The organism is Streptomyces sp. NPDC012835 (assembly GCF_042900885.1).
Lineage (GTDB): Bacteria > Actinomycetota > Actinomycetes > Streptomycetales > Streptomycetaceae > Streptomyces.
Genome location: NZ_JBIBBW010000001.1, coordinates 967,297 through 984,296 on the forward strand (window position 1 = coordinate 967,297; position 17,000 = coordinate 984,296).

A 17,000-nucleotide genomic window follows, 5' to 3' on the forward strand; every position below is an offset into this window, starting at 1 on the left:
CCGTCCGGGACCGGCCCCCGGCCACTCGCCCCCGTCCCGACTCCTCTCCTCCACCTCCTCCCCCGCTCCCGAAGGCCGTTCCATGACTCTCACCGGCACCCCGCAGACGGGCGCCGCGAAGGCCGCGCCCGCGCCACCGCCCGGACGCCCCGCGGACCGGGCGTCCGCCGCGCGCCGCGCCTGGCGCGCCTTCTCGCCGTACGCCTATCTCGCCCCGTTCTTCACCCTGTTCGCGGCCTTCGGGCTCTTTCCGCTGCTCTACACCGCGTATGTGTCGCTCTACCGGGTGGAGCTCCAGACCCCCGGCGACCTGGAGTGGCGCGGCTTCGGCAACTACGCCTCGGTCTTCGGCGACGAGTTCTTCTGGACCGCGTTGCGCAACACCTTCACCATCGGGGTGCTGTCGACCGTGCCGCAGCTGGTGATGGCGCTGGGGCTGGCGCATCTGCTCAACTACAAGCTGCGCGGCCGGACTTTCGTCCGTACGGCGATGCTGCTGCCGTACGCCACCTCCGTGGCCGCCGCCACCCTGGTCTTCGCCCAGCTGTTCGGCCGTGACTTCGGGCTGATCAACTACGTGCTGGGGCTGGTGGGCATCAGCCCGGTGGACTGGCAGACCGGCACGGTCGCCTCGCAGGTCGCCGTCTCCTCCATCGTCGTCTGGCGCTGGACGGGGTACAACGCGCTGATCTATCTGGCCGGGATGCAGTCCATCCCGAGCGAGCTGTACGAGGCCGCCGAGGTCGACGGCGCCTCGCGCTGGCGGCAGTTCATCCATGTCACGCTGCCGGGGCTGCGGCCGACGATCGTCTTCACCGTCGTCGTGTCCACCATCGGCGCCACCCAGCTGTTCGGCGAACCGCTGCTGTTCGAGGGTTCCATCTCGGGTGGCATCTCGCACCAGTACCAGACGCTCGGCCTCTACATGTACGAGCAGGGCTGGGGCTTCTTCCACCTGGGCCGGGCCGCCGCGATCGCCTGGGTGATGTTCGTTCTGATCGTGCTGCTGGTCGGGGCCAACGCCCTGGTCGCGCGGCGCCGTTCCCGCAAGGAGGCCGGCCGATGACCGCGCTCGCCGCACCGCCGACCCCGCCCACCGAGCCGGCCGGGGCCGCGGACAGGACCGAGCCGGCCGGGCGCCGCAGCCGGGCCGGACGCACCCTGCACGGCGGCAAGCTCTCGTATCTGATCCTGACCGTCGCGCTGCTGTTCTCCGCCTTCCCCTTCTACTGGACGATCGTGGCGGCCAGCCGCTCCAACGCCGATCTGGCGAAGGTACCGCCGAGCCTGCTGCCCGGACCGAATCTGATCGACAACTTCGAGGCGGTGCTCGAACAGGCCGACATCGGGAAGGCGTTGCTCAACTCGCTGATCGTGTCGGGCTCGATCACGGTGGGTACGGTGCTGTGCTGCACGCTGGCCGGCTTCGCCTTCGCCAAGCTGCGTTTCCGGGGCCGGGGCGCGCTGCTCGCCATCACGATCGGCACCATGATGATCCCGCCGCAGCTCGGCGTCATCCCGCTGTTCATGCTGATCGCGGAACTCCAGTGGGTGAATCAGCTCCAGGCCGTCATCCTGCCCGGACTGGTCTCCGCCTTCGGGGTGTTCTTCATGCGGCAGTACCTGGTGCAGTCGCTGCCGGACGAACTGATCGAGGCGGCGCGGGTGGACGGGGCGTCCACCGCGCGGATCTTCTGGTCGATCGTGGTGCCGATCGCCCGGCCGGGGATGGCCGTGCTGGGCATGCTCACCTTCATGGCCGCGTGGAACGACTTCTTCTGGCCGATCATCGCGCTCTCCTCGCAGAACCCGACCGTCCAGGTGGCGCTGCGCCAGCTCGGCGGCGGCTATGTGCACGACCAGTCCGTGATCATGGCGGGCACGCTGCTCGGCACCCTGCCCGTGCTGCTGGTCTTCGGACTGCTCGGGCGGCAGATCGTCGGCGGCATCATGCAGGGAGCCGTCAAGGGCTGAGACCCGTACCGGCCGCGCGCTGCCGGAGGCCGGGGCCCGTACCCGGCCGCCCCGCCGGTCTCCCGCCGCCGCCCGCACCGCTCGCCGCTCCCCCATACGTTCCCCCCACTCGTTCCGCCTCTTCTCACGGGAGTTCCTGCCACATGACCGCTGTCGACGCCCGTTCCCCGATCGCCACGGAACTGCGCTTCCCGCGCGGTTTCCGCTGGGGGACCGCCACCGCCGCCTACCAGATCGAGGGCGCAGCCGCCGAGGACGGCCGTACCCCGTCCATCTGGGACACCTTCAGCCGTGTCCCCGGCCGGGTGCGCAACGGCGACACCGGCGACATCGCCGCCGACCACTACCACCGGCTGGACGAGGACATCGCGCTGCTCAAGGAGCTGGGCGTCACGGACTACCGTTTCTCGGTGGCCTGGCCGCGGGTCCAGCCGACGGGGCGCGGGCCGGCCGTGCAGCGGGGGCTGGACTTCTACCGGCGGCTGGTGGACGGGCTGCTCGCGGCGGACATCAAGCCGGTCGCCACGCTCTACCACTGGGATCTGCCGCAGGAGCTGGAGGACGCGGGCGGCTGGCCGCAGCGCGAGACCGCGCAGCGCTTCGCCGAGTACGCGCGGATCACGGCCGAGGCGCTGGGCGACCGGGTCACCACCTGGACCACGCTCAACGAGCCCTGGTGCGCGGCGTTCCTCGGATACGCGTCGGGGGTGCACGCCCCCGGACGCACCGACCCGGCCGCCGCGCTGCGCGCCGCCCACCACTTCAATCTCGCGCACGGTCTGGCCACCCGGGCGCTGCGTGAGGCGCTGCCGTCGAAGGCCGAGATCTCGCTGACCCTCAATCTGCACTCCCTGCGCCCGCTGACGGACTCGGCGGCGGACCTGGACGCGGTGCGCCGGATCGACGCGGTGGGGAACCGGATCTTCCTCGATCCGGTGTTCCACGGGCGGCTGCCGGAGGACCTGGTCGAGGACACCGCCTCGGTGACGGACTGGTCGTTCGTCCGGGACGGCGACCTGGAGACGGCGTCGGCGCCCATCGACTCGCTGGGGATCAACTACTACTCCCCCACGGTCGTCGCCGCGGCCTCGCCCGGTGCCCCGTCCGAGGCGCCGGAGGAGGCGTCGCCGTGGCCGGGGGCCGAGGGGCGCGTGCGCTTCGTACCGGCGCCGGGGCCGCGCACCGCGATGGACTGGCCGGTCGACGCGGACGGCCTGTACGAGCTGCTGACGCGGCTGCGCGACGAGCTGCCGGGCACCCCGCTGATGGTCACGGAGAACGGGGCCGCCTACGACGACTACGCCGACCCGTCCGGCGCGGTCCACGACCCGGAGCGGGTGGAGTACCTGCGCGGGCACCTGACCGCCGTGCACCGGGCGATCAGCGACGGCGCGCCCGTGCGCGGCTACTTCCTGTGGTCGCTGCTGGACAACTTCGAGTGGGCGTACGGCTACAGCAAGCGGTTCGGCATCGTGCACGTCGACTTCGCGACCCAGCGCCGCACGGTCAAGGACAGCGCGCGCTGGTACGCGGACGTCGTCGGCCGGGGCGGTCTCGGCTGAGCCTTCCGGGCGAGGCGTCTCCCGGCGGTCCTGACGCCCCGGCACCGGAGCGGCCGGCGGGCGGTCAGTCCCGGTCCGGGCCGTCGGGGCCGCCGGGGTCGTCGGGGCCGGGGGCGCGGGGATGGCGCAGCCGCAGCCAGACGTCCCTGGCCCGGCGCCCGGCCTCCGTACGGCTGCGGGCGACCAGCCGGCGCGCCTGTTCCTCGTTCTCCACCATCGGCCCGGACCCGCTCAGCGGCTTGCCGGCCGTCTCGTGCAGGAAGAGGGTCGCGACGAAACCGATGACGCCCGCGACCATCAGGTAGTAGGCGGGCACCAAGTCGTCGCCGGTCAGCTCCACCAGGCCGGACGCGAACAGCGGTGTCGTACCGCCGAAGAGCGAGACGGAGATGTTGAAGGAGATCGACAGGGCCCCGTAGCGCAGCCGGGTGGGGAAGAGGGCGGGCAGGGTGGAGGCGGAGGTACCGGCGAAGGAGACCAGGAGCAGTCCGAGGATCAGGCAGCCGAGGGCCGAGAGCACGATCCCGCCGGTACGGATCAGCAGGAACGCGGGGAGCGCCAGCACGAACAGCGCGATGCTGCCCGCCATGAAGACGGGGCGCCGGCCCCACCGGTCGGAGGTGCGGCCCACGGTGGTGATGGTGAGGACGACCACGATCATCGTGCCGAGCACCAGCAGTTGGGCGGTGAGGGCGTCCTGGCCGATGGTCTCGGTCATATAGGTGGGCAGGTAGGAGGTCACCATGTAGTTGGTGACGTTGTAGAGCAGGACCAGTCCCATACAGATCAGTACGGCGTGCCAGTGCCGGGTGAAGATCTCCTTGAGCCGCCCCTTGCCGGACTGCCGGGCCTCCTCCACCGGGTCCTGATCGGCGCCGCTCTGCCGGGCGCGCTCCTCGGCCTGTTCGGTCTCCTTCTGGAAGGCGGGGGTCTCCTCCAGCCGCAGCCGCATGTAGAGGCCGATCAGTCCCAGCGGTCCCGCCACGAGGAACGGCAGGCGCCAGCCCCAGTGCACCATGCCGTCCTCCCCGAGGAGCGCCGTGAGCAGGGTGACGATGCCGGAGCCGAGCGAGTAGCCGACGAAGGTGCCGAAGTCGAGCCAGCTGCCGAGGAATCCGCGCCGCTTGTCCGGTGCGTACTCGGCGATGTACGTGGTGGCGCCCGCGTACTCGCCGCCGGTGGAGAAGCCCTGGACGAGGCGGCAGACCAGCAGCAGGAGCGGCGCGGTGAAGCCGATGGCGTCGTATCCGGGCAGGAAGCCCACCGCGAACGTACTGATCGCCATCATGATCATGGTGGCGGCGAGGACGCGTTTGCGGCCGATGCGGTCGCCGAGGGGCCCGAAGACCAGCCCGCCGAGGGGCCGGACGAGGAAGGCAGCGGCGAAGGTGGCGAAGGTGGAGACCACTTGGGCCCCGGGTGAGCTGGAGGGGAAGAAGACCTTGCCGAGGGTGCCCGCCAGATAGGCGTACACCCCGAAGTCGAACCACTCCATGGTGTTGCCCAGGGCGGCGGCGGAGACCGCCCGGCGCACCTCGGGCTTGTCGGTGACCGTCACGTCGTCGGCGCTGAGGGGTTCCTTGCGCCGGCGCAGCAGGATGCGGAGCAGCCGGTCGTTGGCGGTCGTGCCGCCGCGCTCGGGCTTCCCACTCCGTCGGGGTTTCGGTGACTTCGGTCGTGCAGCACTCATGTGACACCGTCCACGGGCGGGCAGGACCCGGCACATTATTCCCCTTGGGTGAGCCGTCCGGCGGATGCGGAGCAATCGGATGCCGCGTGTCGTACCGGACGCGCGGTGGACGGAGCGGCGCGGCGCCCCCGTAAGCCTCCGGAAGAGGGGCGCGCGCGATGCCTTGACAGTGTCCCGCCACGGTCCCAGGATCCTGGCTACGCAATTAACTATCCAGTGCGTTCATTAGCTGCCTCCGCCGGTGCGTTGCTCGGCCGCCCGTGCCCGGCGAGTGCCCTCGCGCACCGAGCGCACCGCGCCGCCTGCCCCGTCCGCCCCCTCCGAGGAGCCCGCGTGTCCGCACACCCGCCCGACGCCTCGCGATCCGTACCGCCCCCGCGGGGCAAGCCCCGCAAGGCGGCCGTCGCCGCCTGGATCGGCAGCGCCCTGGAGTACTACGACTTCTTCATCTACGGCAGCGCCGCGGCCCTGATCTTCCCCAGGGTCTTCTTCGACCCGGCCCATCCCGCGACCGCGACGCTGATCTCCCTGGGCACGTTCGGGGTGGCGTACGCGACCCGGCCGCTGGGCGCGCTGGTCCTCGGGCACCTGGGCGACCGGCTCGGCCGGCGCCGGGTCATGGTCCTCACCCTCGTCCTGATGGGCGTCTCCACGTTCCTCATCGGCTGTCTGCCCACCTACGACCAGATCGGGGCGGCCGCGCCCGTCCTGCTGGTCCTGATGCGCATGCTCCAGGGGGTCTCGGCAGCGGGCGAGCAGGCCGGGGCCGGCTCGATGACGCTGGAGCACGCGCCCGAGGACCGGCGCGGCTACTACTCCAGCTTCACCCTGAACGGAACGCAGGCGGGGCAGATCCTCGCCACCCTGGTCTTCATCCCGGTTGCCACGCTCCCCGACGACCTGCTACACACGTGGGGATGGCGGATACCGTTCCTGCTCAGCGCCCTCGTCGCGGTCGCCGGGTATGTCATCCGGCGCAATCTTGAGGAAACCCCCTTCTTCCGGCGGGAGTCGGCGGAAGGGACACCGGCCGGGCTGCCGCTGGTCCATCTGCTGCGCGACCACTGGGCGGATGTCCTGCGCGTCGTCGCCGCGGCCACCGTCGCGACCGTCTCCACGATCTTCACCGTCTGGGCCCTGTCGTACGCGACGAGCGACGCCGTCGGCCTGGGCAGGACGCCCATGCTGTGGGTCGGGGTGAGCGCCAACGCGGTGGCTCTGGTGGCCATTCCGCTGTGGGCGAGGCTCTCGGACCGGATCGGCCGCAAGCCGGTCTTCCTGATCGGCTCGCTCGGCTCCGGGGTGATGATCTTCGCCTATCTGGGGGCGATCTCGACCGGCTCCTATCCGCTGGTGTTCCTCGCGGGCCTCGCCTTCTTCGGTGTGGTCTACAGTGCGGCCAACGGCATCTGGCCCGCCCTGTACGGGGAGATGTTCTCCACCCGGGTCCGGCTCTCCGGCATGGCGATCGGTACCCAGATCGGCTTCGCCGTCGGCGGATTCGCCGTGAGTTTCGCGGCGCGGATCGCGGGGCCCGACGGGGACGGCTGGGTCCGGGTGGCGATCTTCACCGCCGCCTTCTGCGCGCTCAGTTCGCTCGCGGTGGCGACCGGCCGGGAGACCCACCGGACACCCACCGCTGAGCTCGGCGCCAAGGGCGAGCCGGCGGGCGGGGGCGACGGGAACGGCGGCGACCCCGGCCGGGACCGGCAGCCCGCGTTCCGTGCCCGCCTGATCAGGTCCGGGGCCGGCCCGCCCCGGCCTCTCCCCCGGACCCCGTCCCCCACACCGGAAAGCCCCCGATGACCGATCCCTCGCCCCCTCCGGCTCCGCTCCCCGCGACCGCTCCCCGGCCGGCCCGGCCGACGGCGGTGGTCCGATGACCGGCGCCTCGTATCTCACCGGGCTGATCGGCGCGGGCATCGGCCCCTCGCTCAGCCCCGCGCTCCACGAGCGCGAGGCGGACCGGCACGGGCTGCGGCTGCTCTACCGCGTGCTCGACATCGACCGGCTGGGGGTGGGGCCCGAGGCGGTCGGTGATCTGGTGCGGGCCGCGGGCGTGCTCGGGTTCGACGGGCTGAACATCACGCACCCCTGCAAGCAGCTGGTGACCGAGCATCTGGACGAGCTGTCCCCGGGGGCCGAAGCGCTCGGCGCGGTCAACACCGTCGTCTTCCGGGAGGGGCGGACCATCGGGCACAACACCGATGTCAGCGGCTTCGCTCAGTCCTTCGCCCGCGGGCTGCCGGGGGTCCCCACCGGCCGGGTGGTCCAGCTCGGCGCGGGCGGAGCCGGCGCCGCCGTCGCGCACGCGCTGCTCACCCTCGGCGCGGACCGGCTCGCGCTCACCGACACCGACCACGCCCGCGCCGCGGCCCTCGCCGGCGCGCTCACCGCGCACTTCGGCCCGGGGCGGGCCGTCGCCTTCGCGGGCCGGGACCTGGCGGGGCAGCTCGCCCGCGCCGACGGCCTCGTGCACGCGACACCCACCGGCATGGCGGGCCATCCGGGGCTGCCGCTGCCGGGCGGGCTGCTGCGGCCGGAGCTGTGGGTCGCCGAGGTGGTCTACCGGCCGCTCGACACCGAACTCGTGCGGCTGGCCCGCGATCTGGGCTGCGCCACCCTGGACGGCGGCGCCATGGCGGTCTTCCAGGCCGCCGACGCGTTCCGGCTGTTCACCGGCCGGGAGCCGCACCCCGAGCGGATGCTCGAAGACCTCGCCGATCTCGTCGGCGCCCCCACTCCGTGAGGAAGACCGTCATGCGCACGTCCATCGCCACGGTGTCGCTGAGCGGCTCCCTCTCCGAGAAACTCGGCGCGGCCGCCGCGGCCGGGTTCGACGGGGTCGAGATCTTCGAGAACGACCTGATCGCGAGCCCCCTGAGCCCCGAGGAGATCCGGACACGCGCCGCCGACCTCGGGCTGACCATCGAGCTGTACCAGCCGTTCCGGGACGCGGAGGCCGTGCCCGAGGAGCTCCTCGCCCGCAATCTGCGCCGCGCGCAGCGGAAGTTCGCGCTGATGGAGCGGCTCGGCGCCGGTCTGCTGCTGGTCTGCTCCAGCGTCTCGCCCGACGCGATCGACGACGACGCGCTCGCCGCCGAGCACCTCCACCGGCTCGCCGCGCTGGCCTCGGAGCACGGGATCAGACTCGCCTACGAGGCGCTCGCCTGGGGACGGCACATCCATACGTACGACCACGCCTGGCGCGTCGTCGAGGCGGCCGGGCACCCCGCGCTCGGGGTCTGTCTGGACAGCTTCCACATCCTGTCGCGCGGCTCCGATCCCCGGGGCATCGAGGAGATCCCCGGGGAGAAGATCTTCTTCCTCCAGCTGGCGGACGCTCCCCGGCTCTCCATGGACGTGCTCCAGTGGAGCCGGCACTACCGCTGCTTTCCCGGCCAGGGCGACTTCGACCTCGCGGGCCTGGTGGGACACACCGTACGGGCCGGCTACGCCGGGCCGCTGTCGCTGGAGGTCTTCAACGACGTCTTCCGGCAGGGGGACGCGGGGCGTACGGCCGTCGACGCGCTGCGTTCGCTGATCGCCCTGGAGGAGTCGGCGGGGCTGGCCGCGCCGCCCGCGCCCGTCGTGCCGACGGGGTTCGCGTTCGCGGAGCTGGTCACCGCCGACACCGAGCCGCTGCGCGCCCTGCTGCGCGCGCTCGGTTTCGCCAGGACGGGACGGCACGCCACCCAGCCGGTGGACCTGTGGGAGCAGGGAGAGGCGCGCATCCTGCTCAGCTCCGCGGGGGCCGGCCGGCGGGACGGGGCGCACCTCGCCGCGCTCGGTCTGCGGACCCCGGCCCAGGACGCGGCCGTACGGCGGGCCGAGGCGCTGCTGGCGCCGGTCGTGCCGCGTCGGCGGGCCGGGCGGGACGCGCCGCCGGACGCGGTGGCGGCGCCCGACGGCACCGAGCTGTTCTTCTGCGGTACGGCGGCGGACGGGGCGGAAGGCTGGCGGGACGACTTCCCGGGCGGCGGAGCGGCGGACAGCGGGGAACCCACCGGTCTCACCCGGATCGACCATGTCGCACTGCCCCAGCCCTGGCATCAGTTCGACGAGGCGGCCCTCTTCCACCGCAGCGTGCTGGGCCTCGAAGCGGACGAGAGCCTGGAGCCGGCGGACCCGTTCGGGCTGGTGCGCAGCCGCGCCGTGGCCAACGGGGACGGCTCCCTGCGGATCGTCCTGAACGTCGCCCCCGGGCCCGGCGACCGGGCGGCGCTCCCGCAGCACATCGCGCTCGCCACCGACGACATCGTGGCCACCGCGCGCCGGCTGCGCGAGCGCGGCGCCGGGCCGCTGCGCATTCCGGACAACTACTACGACGATCTGGCGGCCCGTTACGTGTGGCCGCCGGGGAGACTCGCCGCGCTGCGCGAGTACGGCATCCTCTACGACCGCGACGGGGACGGCGAGTTCCACCACTGCTACACCGCCACGGTGGGCCGGGTCTTCTTCGAGATCGTGCAGCGCACCGGCGGCTACCGGGGCTACGGGGCCCGGAACGCGCCCGTGCGGCTCGCCGTGCAGGACGCCGCCGACCGGGGGTGGCCGCTCCGGCTTCCGGGCGGGGACGGTACGGAGCCCTCTCGTTAGACTCGGGGCCCGTCACGCACCGCGCCGCGAGGAGCCCCATGGGAGCCGCCGTCCCCCCGCCGACACCGCCTGTCACGCGCACCCGGGACGCGGCACGGACCAGGGAGGAGATCCTCGACGTCGCGACGCGGGAGTTCGCCCGGCTGGGATACGCGGGCGCCCGGGTGGACGAGATGGCGGCGCGGACCCGGACCACCAAGCGGATGATCTACTACTACTTCGGCAGCAAGGAGCGGCTGTTCACCGCGGTGCTGGAGCGGGCGTACGGAGTGATCAGGGCCGCCGAGCAGGAGATCGACGTCGCGCATCTGGACCCGGTGTCCGCGATCCGGCGGCTGGCCGAGGTCACCTTCGACCACCACGAGGCGCATCCGGACTTCATCCGGCTCGTCTCGATCGAGAACATCCACGAGGCCGAGCACATCGCGGCCTCGCCGACCCTCGGCTCGCTCAACTCCCCGGCGATCGGGGTCATCGGCCGGATTCTGGACGAGGGGAGGGAGCGGGGCGTCTTCACCGCCGGGGTGGACGCCGTCGATCTGCACGCGGCGATCAGTTCCTTCTGCTTCTTCCGGGTGGCCAACAGGCACACCTTCAGCAGCCTGTTCGGACGGGACCTGACGGCGCCCGACCGCCGGGAGCACTACCGCGCGCTGCTGGGCGACATGGTGATCGCCTATCTCACGGCCGACGCCTGACCCGGATGGTGGGCCGGGAGGCCCACCACCGGCCGGCCCATCGCCGTCCCCTGTCCCCCGTCGTCGGCCGTCAGCCGTCAGCCGTCGCCGAACGTCTCGCCCCGCTCCGCCTTCGCCAGCAGCAGCGCCGGGGGCTCGAAACGCTCGCCGTACAGCTCCGCCAGCTCGCGGGCGCGCGCCACGAAGCCGGGCAGGGCGCCCTCGTACCCGTTGATGTACTGGAGCACGCCACCGGTCCAGGCGGGGAAGCCGATGCCCATCAGGGAGCCGATATTGGCGTCGGCGACCGAGGTCAGCACGTTCTCCTCCAGACAGCGGACGGCGTCCAGGGCCTCGGAGAAGAGCAGCCGCTCCCGCATGTCGCGGAAGGGGACGTCGGTGGCCTCCGTACAGAAGTGCTCGCGCAGCCCCGGCCACAGCCGGGTGCGCGCGCCGCTCTCGTCGTACTCGTAGAAGCCCGCGCCGCCGCTGCGTCCCGGACGGCCGAACTCCTCGACCATCCGGTCCACGACCCAGTCGGCCGGGTGTCCGGTCCAGACTCCGCCGGCCTCCTCCGTCGCCCGCCTGGCCTCCGCGCGGATGGCGCGCGGGAGCGTGAGGGTCAGCTCGTCCATGAGGGCCAGGACCTTGGCCGGGTAGCCGGCCTGCGCGGCGGCCTGTTCGACCGAGGCGGGCTCGATGCCCTCGCCGATCATCGCGACGCCCTCGTCGAGGAACCGCCCGATCACCCGCGAGGTGAAGAAGCCCCGCGCGTCACGGACGACGATGGGGGTCTTGCGGAGGGCGCGCACCAGGTCGAAGGCGCGCGCCAGTGCCTCGTCGCCGGTCCGCCCGCCCCTGACGATCTCGACCAGCGGCATCCGGTCGGCCGGCGAGAAGAAGTGCAGCCCGATGAAGTCGGCCGGCCGGTGGACGCCTTCGGCCAGTTCGGTGATGGGCAGGGTGGAGGTGTTGGAGCAGAGCAGCGCGTCGGGCTCCACGAAGTCCTCTACCTCCTGGAACACCTTCCGCTTGAGCGCGCCGTCCTCGAAGACCGCCTCGATGACGACGTCGCATCCGGCGAGGTCGGCCGGGTCGGCGGTGGGCGTGATCCGGGCCAGCAGCGCGTCGCGGTCGGCCTCGGTCGTACGGCCCCGGGCGAGCGCCTCGGCGAGGCGGCCGCGCGCGTACTCCTTGCCCCGGTCGGCGGCCTCAGGGGACACGTCCTTGAGGACGACGTCGAAGCCGGCACGGGCGCACGAGTAGGCGATGCCGGCGCCCATCATCCCGGCGCCCAGCACCGCCACCTTGCGCACCTCGCGCCGCGCGATGTCCCGGGGGCGGCTCGCGCCGGAGTTGACGGCCTGGAGGTCGAAGAAGAACGCCCGCATCATGTTCTTGGCGGTCTGTCCGGTCACCAGCCCGGTGAAGTAGCGGGCCTCGACGGTCTGCGCGGTCTCGAAGTCGACCTGCGCGCCCTCGACGGCCGCCGCGAGGATCGCGCGCGGCGCGGGGAACGGGGCGCCGCCCAGCTGCTTGGTCAAGTTAGCCGGGTACGAGGGGAGTTGCGCGGCGAGCGGCCCGCCGGCGGGGGTGCCGCCCGGCATCCGGTAGCCCTTGACGTCCCAGGGCTGCGCCGATGCGGGGTGGGCGTCGATGAAGGCGCGGGCCCGCGCGAGCATGTCGTCGGCGGTGGCGGCGACTTCGTGCACCAGGCCGTTCTCCAGGGCGCGGGCCGGGGCGTACTGGGTGCCCTGGAGCAGCACCTTGAGCAACGCGTCGGCCAGGCCCAGGAGCCGTACGGTCCGGGTGACCCCGCCGCCGGCGGGCAGCAGTCCGAGCGTGACCTCGGGCAGCCCGATCCGGGAGCCGGGGGCGTCGAGGGCGATGCGGTGGTGGCAGGCGAGGGCGATCTCGTAACCACCGCCCAGGGCGGCCCCGTTGATGGCGGCGACCAGCGGCTTGCCGAGGGTTTCGAGGCGGCGCAGGGCGTGCTTGACGGCCATGCCGCCCTCGAAGATCAGCGGGGCGTCCTGCGGCCCGTACGTGATCATGTCCTTGAGGTCGCCGCCCGCGAAGAAGGTCTTCTTGGCGGAGGTGATGACGATGCCCCGGATGGAGTCCCGCTCGGCCTCGGCGCGGTCGGCGACCGCCGCGAGGGAGTCCCGGAACGCCTGGTTCATGGTGTTGGCGGACTGGTCGGGGTCGTCGAGGACGAGGGTGACGACTCCGGTGCCGTCCTGTTCCCAGCGGATGGCGGGGGATTCCGGGGAGGCGGGGGAAGCGGGGGCGGTGGGCTCGCTCATGCTGCTGCTCCGTATCGGGGATCGGGAGGCGGGGCCGGTCGGGGGCGACGGTCAGAGGCGTTCGACGACGGTGGCGACGCCCATGCCGCCGCCGACGCAGAGCGTGACGAGCCCGTACCGCTTGTCCCGGCGCTCCAGTTCGTCCACGAGGGTGCCCAGGAGCATGGCGCCGGTGGCTCCGAGCGGGTGGCCGAGCGCGATGGCGCCGCCGTTGACGTTGACCTTGTCCAGGGTGAGGTCCATGTCGTCCACGAAGCGCAGCACGACAGCGGCGAAGGCTTCGTTCATCTCCACGAGGTCGATGTCCTCGATGGTCAGTCCGGCCTTGGCGAGCGCCTTGCGGCTGGCGGGCGCCGGCCCGGTGAGCATGATGGTCGGCTCGGACCCGGAGACGGCGGCGGAGACGATCCGGGCGCGCGGCGTCAGCCCGTACCGTTCGCCGGTCTCGCGGGAGCCGATGGCGACGAGGGCCGCGCCGTCCACGATGCCGGAGGAGTTGCCCGCGTGGTGGACATGGTCGATGGCCTCGACCCAGTGGTACTTCCGCAGGGCGACGGCGTCGAAGCCGCCGGCCTCGCCGATCCGCGCGAAGGACGGCTTCAGCGCGGCGAGCGAGTCGGCGGTGGTGCCGGGGCGCGGATGCTCGTCGTGGTCGAGGACGGTGAGTCCGTTGCCGTCGAGGACCGGGACGAGCGAGCGGGCGAAGCGGCCGTCCTTCGACGCGGCGGCGGCCCGCTCCTGGGAGAGCGCGGCGTACTCGTCGACGTCGCGCCTGCTGTAGCCGCCGAGGGTGGCGATCAGGTCGGCGCCGATGCCCTGCGGCGCGAAGCCGGTGGCGAAGCTGGTCATCGGGTCCATCGCCCAGGCGCCGCCGTCGGAGCCCATCGGCACCCGCGACATCGACTCGACCCCGCCCGCGAGGACGAGGTCCTCCCAGCCGGAACGGACCTTGGCGGCGGCCAGGTTGACGGCTTCGAGGCCGGAGGCACAGAAGCGGTTCTCCTGTACGCCGGCGACGGAGTCGGGCAGTCCGGCGGCGACGGCCGCGATCCTGGCGATGTCCGAGCCCTGGTCGCCGAGCGGGCTGACCACGCCGAGGACGATGTCGTCGATGGCCGCCGGGTCGAGCCCGGGGAAGCGGGCGCGCATTTCGTGGATCAGACCGACGACGAGGTCGATGGGCTTGGTGCCGTGCAGGGCTCCGTCCGCCTTGCCCCGGCCGCGCGGGGTGCGGATCGCGTCGTACACGTACGCTTCGTTGCTCACGGCGACTGCCTTTCGGTTCGGTCGGTTCGGGTGTGTCAGGCGGGACCGGCGTCCGGGTGGTGGCTCGGCAGCCCCCAGTCGCGGGCGACCTCGACGGCGTCGGCGCCGGGCCGCGCGGGCGCGCGGCGCACGGACGACGGGGTGGCGGAGAAGCGCGGCGCGGGGGCGGGCTGGACAAGACCCGCGTGCTCGGTGAAGGTGGCGCGGGCCGCGAGATGCGGGTGGGTCGGGGCCTCGCCGAGGGAGAGCACCGGCGCGACACAGGCGTCGGACCCGGCGAAGACCTCGGTCCACCGCGCCCGGGTCCGCGTCCTGAAGCGGGCGGCGACGGCCTCCCGCAGCTCGTCCCAGCGGTCGAAGTCGTTGCGGGAGGGCAGCTGGTCGGCGATGCCCAGCAGCTCCACGAACTGCCGGTAGAACCGCGGCTCCAGCGCGCCGACCGCCATGTACCGGCCGTCGGCGGTCTCGTACGTACCGTAGAAGGGGCTGCCGCCGTCGAGGAGATTGGCCCCGCGCCTGTCCTGCCAGCCGCCCGCCGCCATCATGGCGTGGATCATGGTGGTGAGATGGGCGGTGCCGTCCACGATCGCCGCGTCCACGACCTGTCCGGCGCCGTCCGGGGTACGGGCGTGCTGGAGCGCCGCGAGCACCCCGATGACCAGATAGAGCGCGCCGCCCGCGTAGTCGCCGAGCAGATTGGCCGGGAGCGCTGGCGGCTCGTCGTCCTTGCCGATCATGGAGAGGGCCCCGGTCACGGCGATGTAGTCGATGTCGTGTCCGGCGCGCTCCGCGAGCGGGCCGTCCTGTCCCCAGCCGGTCATCCGGCCGTACACGAGGCGCGGGTTGCGCTCCAGACACGGGCCGGGGCCGATGCCGAGGCGTTCGGCGACGCCCGGCCGGTAGCCCTCGACGAGGATGTCGGCGCGCTCGGCCAGTTCGAGGACGCGGGCGGCTCCGCCGTCGGCCTTGAGGTCGATGAGCACGGAGCGCTTGTTGCGGTTGGTGAGGTCGTACGCGGGGTCGATGCCCAGCCCCGCGCCGCCCGGCCGGTCGACCCGTACGACGTCGGCGCCGAGGTCGGCGAGCGTCATGGCGGCGAAGGGGCCGGGACCGATTCCGGCCAGCTCGACCACGCGTACACCGGTCAGCGGACCGCTTCCTGTCGCCGCCATGGGGCCCCCAGCGCTCTGTGACTCAACTGATCCGACTGATGGTGACCGTGCGGCCGCGTGACGGACGTACAGGTCGTGGCGCCGGGCCCCTGTCCCCACCCGGTTCCCACCGTCGTGGTGAGCAAGCGCTCAGCACCTACGAGCCTACGCCGTGGGCCGGTCGGCTCCCATGGCGTCGTCGCCCCGGCCCGGTGAACTCCCCGTCGCCGCGGTCGCCTCGCGCAGCGCCCGGCGGCAGAGGGCGTCGGCGCGCCGGGTGGACTCGGGCAGACGGTAGCGCGGGGTGAGGCGGAGGGTGTGGGCGCAGGCGGTGGGCAGGTCGACCCGGTGGCCGACGGAGACGAAGACGGGCTTGACGTCCGCCCGGGTGCGCAGCGCGGCGCCGACCTCCTCCCCGTCGTCGGCCAGCAGCGGCGAGGAGTCGCCGCGCCGGGTGCCGGGCTGGTCGTAGGCGAAGGTGAACGGGTTCTTCGCGACGCCGATCACCGGCAGTCCGGTCACCACCCCGAGGTGGGCGGCGAGTCCGAAGCGGCGCGGGTGGGCGAGGCCGTAGCCGTCGCAGACGACCAGCCCGGGGTCCGAGGTCAGGGACTCCAGGGCGGCCAGGACGGTGGGGAGTTCCCGGAAGGCCAGCAGGCCGGGCACGTAGGGGAAGGCGACCCGGCCGACGGCGGTGGCCTCCTCGACGACATCGAGGGTGGCCGCGTCGAGGACGACGGCCGCCGCCGCGACGATGTCGCGTTCGTCGTCGTACGCCACGTCCACGCCGGTCACCAGGCCGGTGCCGGGCGGCGGTCCCGGTTCGTCGCGCACGACCAGTCGGCGCAGTTCGTCCTGGAGGGCGCGGGCCTCGGCCTCGTCGGCGGGTGTTCCGATCTTCTTCATGGCGCCCCCAGCCTAGGTCCTGTGCCGGGCCATGCCCGTCGTGTGCCGGTCGTGTGCCGGTCGTGTGCCGAGAACCTGTGCCGGGAGCCTGGTCCGGCGGAACCGCTCGGGCGGTCCCGGCCGTTGGGTCCGGCGCCCCGGTGCCGGACTCCTTGATCGCGGAGTCCGAGGGCGCCCGGCGGCGACGGCGGGCGCTATCGCACCGTTGTACGGTGACACAACTCACTCCCTTTTCCGCGCACGTATCGAGCCGCTCCACCGTCTTTCCCTGTGGACCGTCTTTCCCGGTGGGGAAGACCGCGATCGATCTCCGGTCCGACGCCGTCGGACCGCCGTGCGACGAAGGGGAGCAGGACATGTCACCCGTCATCGAGCAGGCCGTGCAGGCCAGACTCGTTTCGTCCGCGCCCCGGATGGAGACCGTTCCCGCGACGCTGCTCTACGACCGGGACGACCCGTTCGCCGTACGGATGGCCTTCCCGCCCCCGGCGACGCTGGAAGGGACCGAGGTGACGTGGGAGTTCTCCCGCGAACTGCTGGCCACCGGGGTGACGGAGGCCGCCGGGGTCGGCGATGTGCGGGTGCGGCCCTTCGGGTACGGGCGTACGGTCCTGGAGTTCCACGCCCCCGAGGGCACCGCGATGGTCCATCTGCGCACCTCGGAGCTGCGCCGCTTCCTGGACCGGGTGCAGGGGCTCGTACCGGCGGGCCGTGAGCATCTCCATCTGAATCTGGACCAGGATCTGACCGAGCTGCTGCGCGACGCGCGCTGAGGTTTCGGCCGTACACCCCGTACACCCCATACGCCCTGTCCCTTCCGGTCCCCCGATCGCGTGTCCGAGGGCGCGTCAATCGCGTTGACACCCGCC

General features: G+C 72.8%; 13 protein-coding genes. 8 read left to right on the forward strand and 5 right to left on the reverse strand.

Translation table 11 applies throughout. The annotated features are described in order from the left end of the window. Positions 1-82 precede the first annotated feature (82 nt). The 3 genes from ACFY6S_RS04145 (at position 83) to ACFY6S_RS04155 (ending at position 3,536) form a co-directional block, all read left to right on the forward strand. A complete protein-coding gene (locus ACFY6S_RS04145; RefSeq protein WP_389461404.1) occupies positions 83-1,066 on the forward strand; it encodes a carbohydrate ABC transporter permease in 984 nt (327 codons plus the stop codon). Then, positions 1,063-1,974: a carbohydrate ABC transporter permease gene (locus ACFY6S_RS04150; RefSeq protein WP_388822553.1), complete on the forward strand. Its 912-nt coding sequence runs from the start codon at positions 1,063-1,065 to the stop codon at positions 1,972-1,974. The genes ACFY6S_RS04145 and ACFY6S_RS04150 overlap by 4 nt, the downstream gene beginning before the upstream one ends. Before the next feature lie 143 nt (positions 1,975-2,117). Then, positions 2,118-3,536, forward strand: coding sequence for a GH1 family beta-glucosidase (locus tag ACFY6S_RS04155; RefSeq protein WP_388822556.1), 1,419 nt, complete (start codon positions 2,118-2,120; stop codon positions 3,534-3,536). Positions 3,537-3,600: 64 nt separating this feature from the next. Here ACFY6S_RS04155 and proP read toward each other — a convergent pair whose 3' ends face one another. Continuing rightward, positions 3,601-5,226, reverse strand: a complete 1,626-nt coding sequence (proP, locus tag ACFY6S_RS04160; protein WP_388822560.1) for a glycine betaine/L-proline transporter ProP — start codon at positions 5,224-5,226, stop codon at positions 3,601-3,603. Between the two features lie 333 nt (positions 5,227-5,559). Between proP and ACFY6S_RS04165 the strand changes: the two genes are divergently transcribed. The 4 genes from ACFY6S_RS04165 to ACFY6S_RS04180 all read left to right on the forward strand — a co-directional run bounded on the left by ACFY6S_RS04165 (position 5,560) and on the right by ACFY6S_RS04180 (position 10,523). Continuing rightward, positions 5,560-7,032, forward strand: a complete 1,473-nt coding sequence (locus ACFY6S_RS04165) for an MFS transporter (protein ID WP_388822563.1) — start codon at positions 5,560-5,562, stop codon at positions 7,030-7,032. A gap of 73 nt (positions 7,033-7,105) precedes the next feature. Next, complete coding sequence (locus ACFY6S_RS04170) at positions 7,106-7,975, forward strand: shikimate dehydrogenase (RefSeq protein WP_388822566.1); 870 nt, start codon at positions 7,106-7,108, stop codon at positions 7,973-7,975. Positions 7,976-7,986: 11 nt separating this feature from the next. Next, on the forward strand, positions 7,987-9,825 hold the full coding sequence (locus ACFY6S_RS04175) for a bifunctional sugar phosphate isomerase/epimerase/4-hydroxyphenylpyruvate dioxygenase family protein (protein ID WP_388822570.1): 1,839 nt from the start codon (positions 7,987-7,989) through the stop codon (positions 9,823-9,825). 38 nt (positions 9,826-9,863) lie between these two features. Then, positions 9,864-10,523, forward strand: coding sequence for a TetR/AcrR family transcriptional regulator (locus tag ACFY6S_RS04180; RefSeq protein ID WP_388822573.1), 660 nt, complete (start codon positions 9,864-9,866; stop codon positions 10,521-10,523). Between the two features lie 77 nt (positions 10,524-10,600). Here ACFY6S_RS04180 and ACFY6S_RS04185 read toward each other — a convergent pair whose 3' ends face one another. The 4 genes from ACFY6S_RS04185 to ACFY6S_RS04200 form a co-directional block, all read right to left on the reverse strand. Further along, complete coding sequence (locus ACFY6S_RS04185) at positions 10,601-12,808, reverse strand: 3-hydroxyacyl-CoA dehydrogenase NAD-binding domain-containing protein (RefSeq protein ID WP_388822576.1); 2,208 nt, start codon at positions 12,806-12,808, stop codon at positions 10,601-10,603. 51 nt (positions 12,809-12,859) lie between these two features. Further along, entirely contained in the window at positions 12,860-14,074 is a 1,215-nt protein-coding gene (locus ACFY6S_RS04190; RefSeq protein ID WP_388822579.1) for an acetyl-CoA C-acetyltransferase, read from the reverse strand. Between the two features lie 35 nt (positions 14,075-14,109). Then, entirely contained in the window at positions 14,110-15,246 is a 1,137-nt protein-coding gene (locus ACFY6S_RS04195) for a CaiB/BaiF CoA transferase family protein (protein WP_388822582.1), read from the reverse strand. 144 nt (positions 15,247-15,390) lie between these two features. Beyond that, positions 15,391-16,131 carry an endonuclease V gene (locus ACFY6S_RS04200; RefSeq protein ID WP_388822585.1) on the reverse strand — a complete coding sequence of 247 codons (741 nt, stop codon included), beginning with the start codon at positions 16,129-16,131 and terminating at the stop codon, positions 15,391-15,393. Positions 16,132-16,487: 356 nt separating this feature from the next. Between ACFY6S_RS04200 and ACFY6S_RS04205 the strand changes: the two genes are divergently transcribed. Next, entirely contained in the window at positions 16,488-16,904 is a 417-nt protein-coding gene (locus tag ACFY6S_RS04205) for an SsgA family sporulation/cell division regulator (RefSeq protein WP_388822937.1), read from the forward strand. Positions 16,905-17,000: the final 96 nt, after the last annotated feature.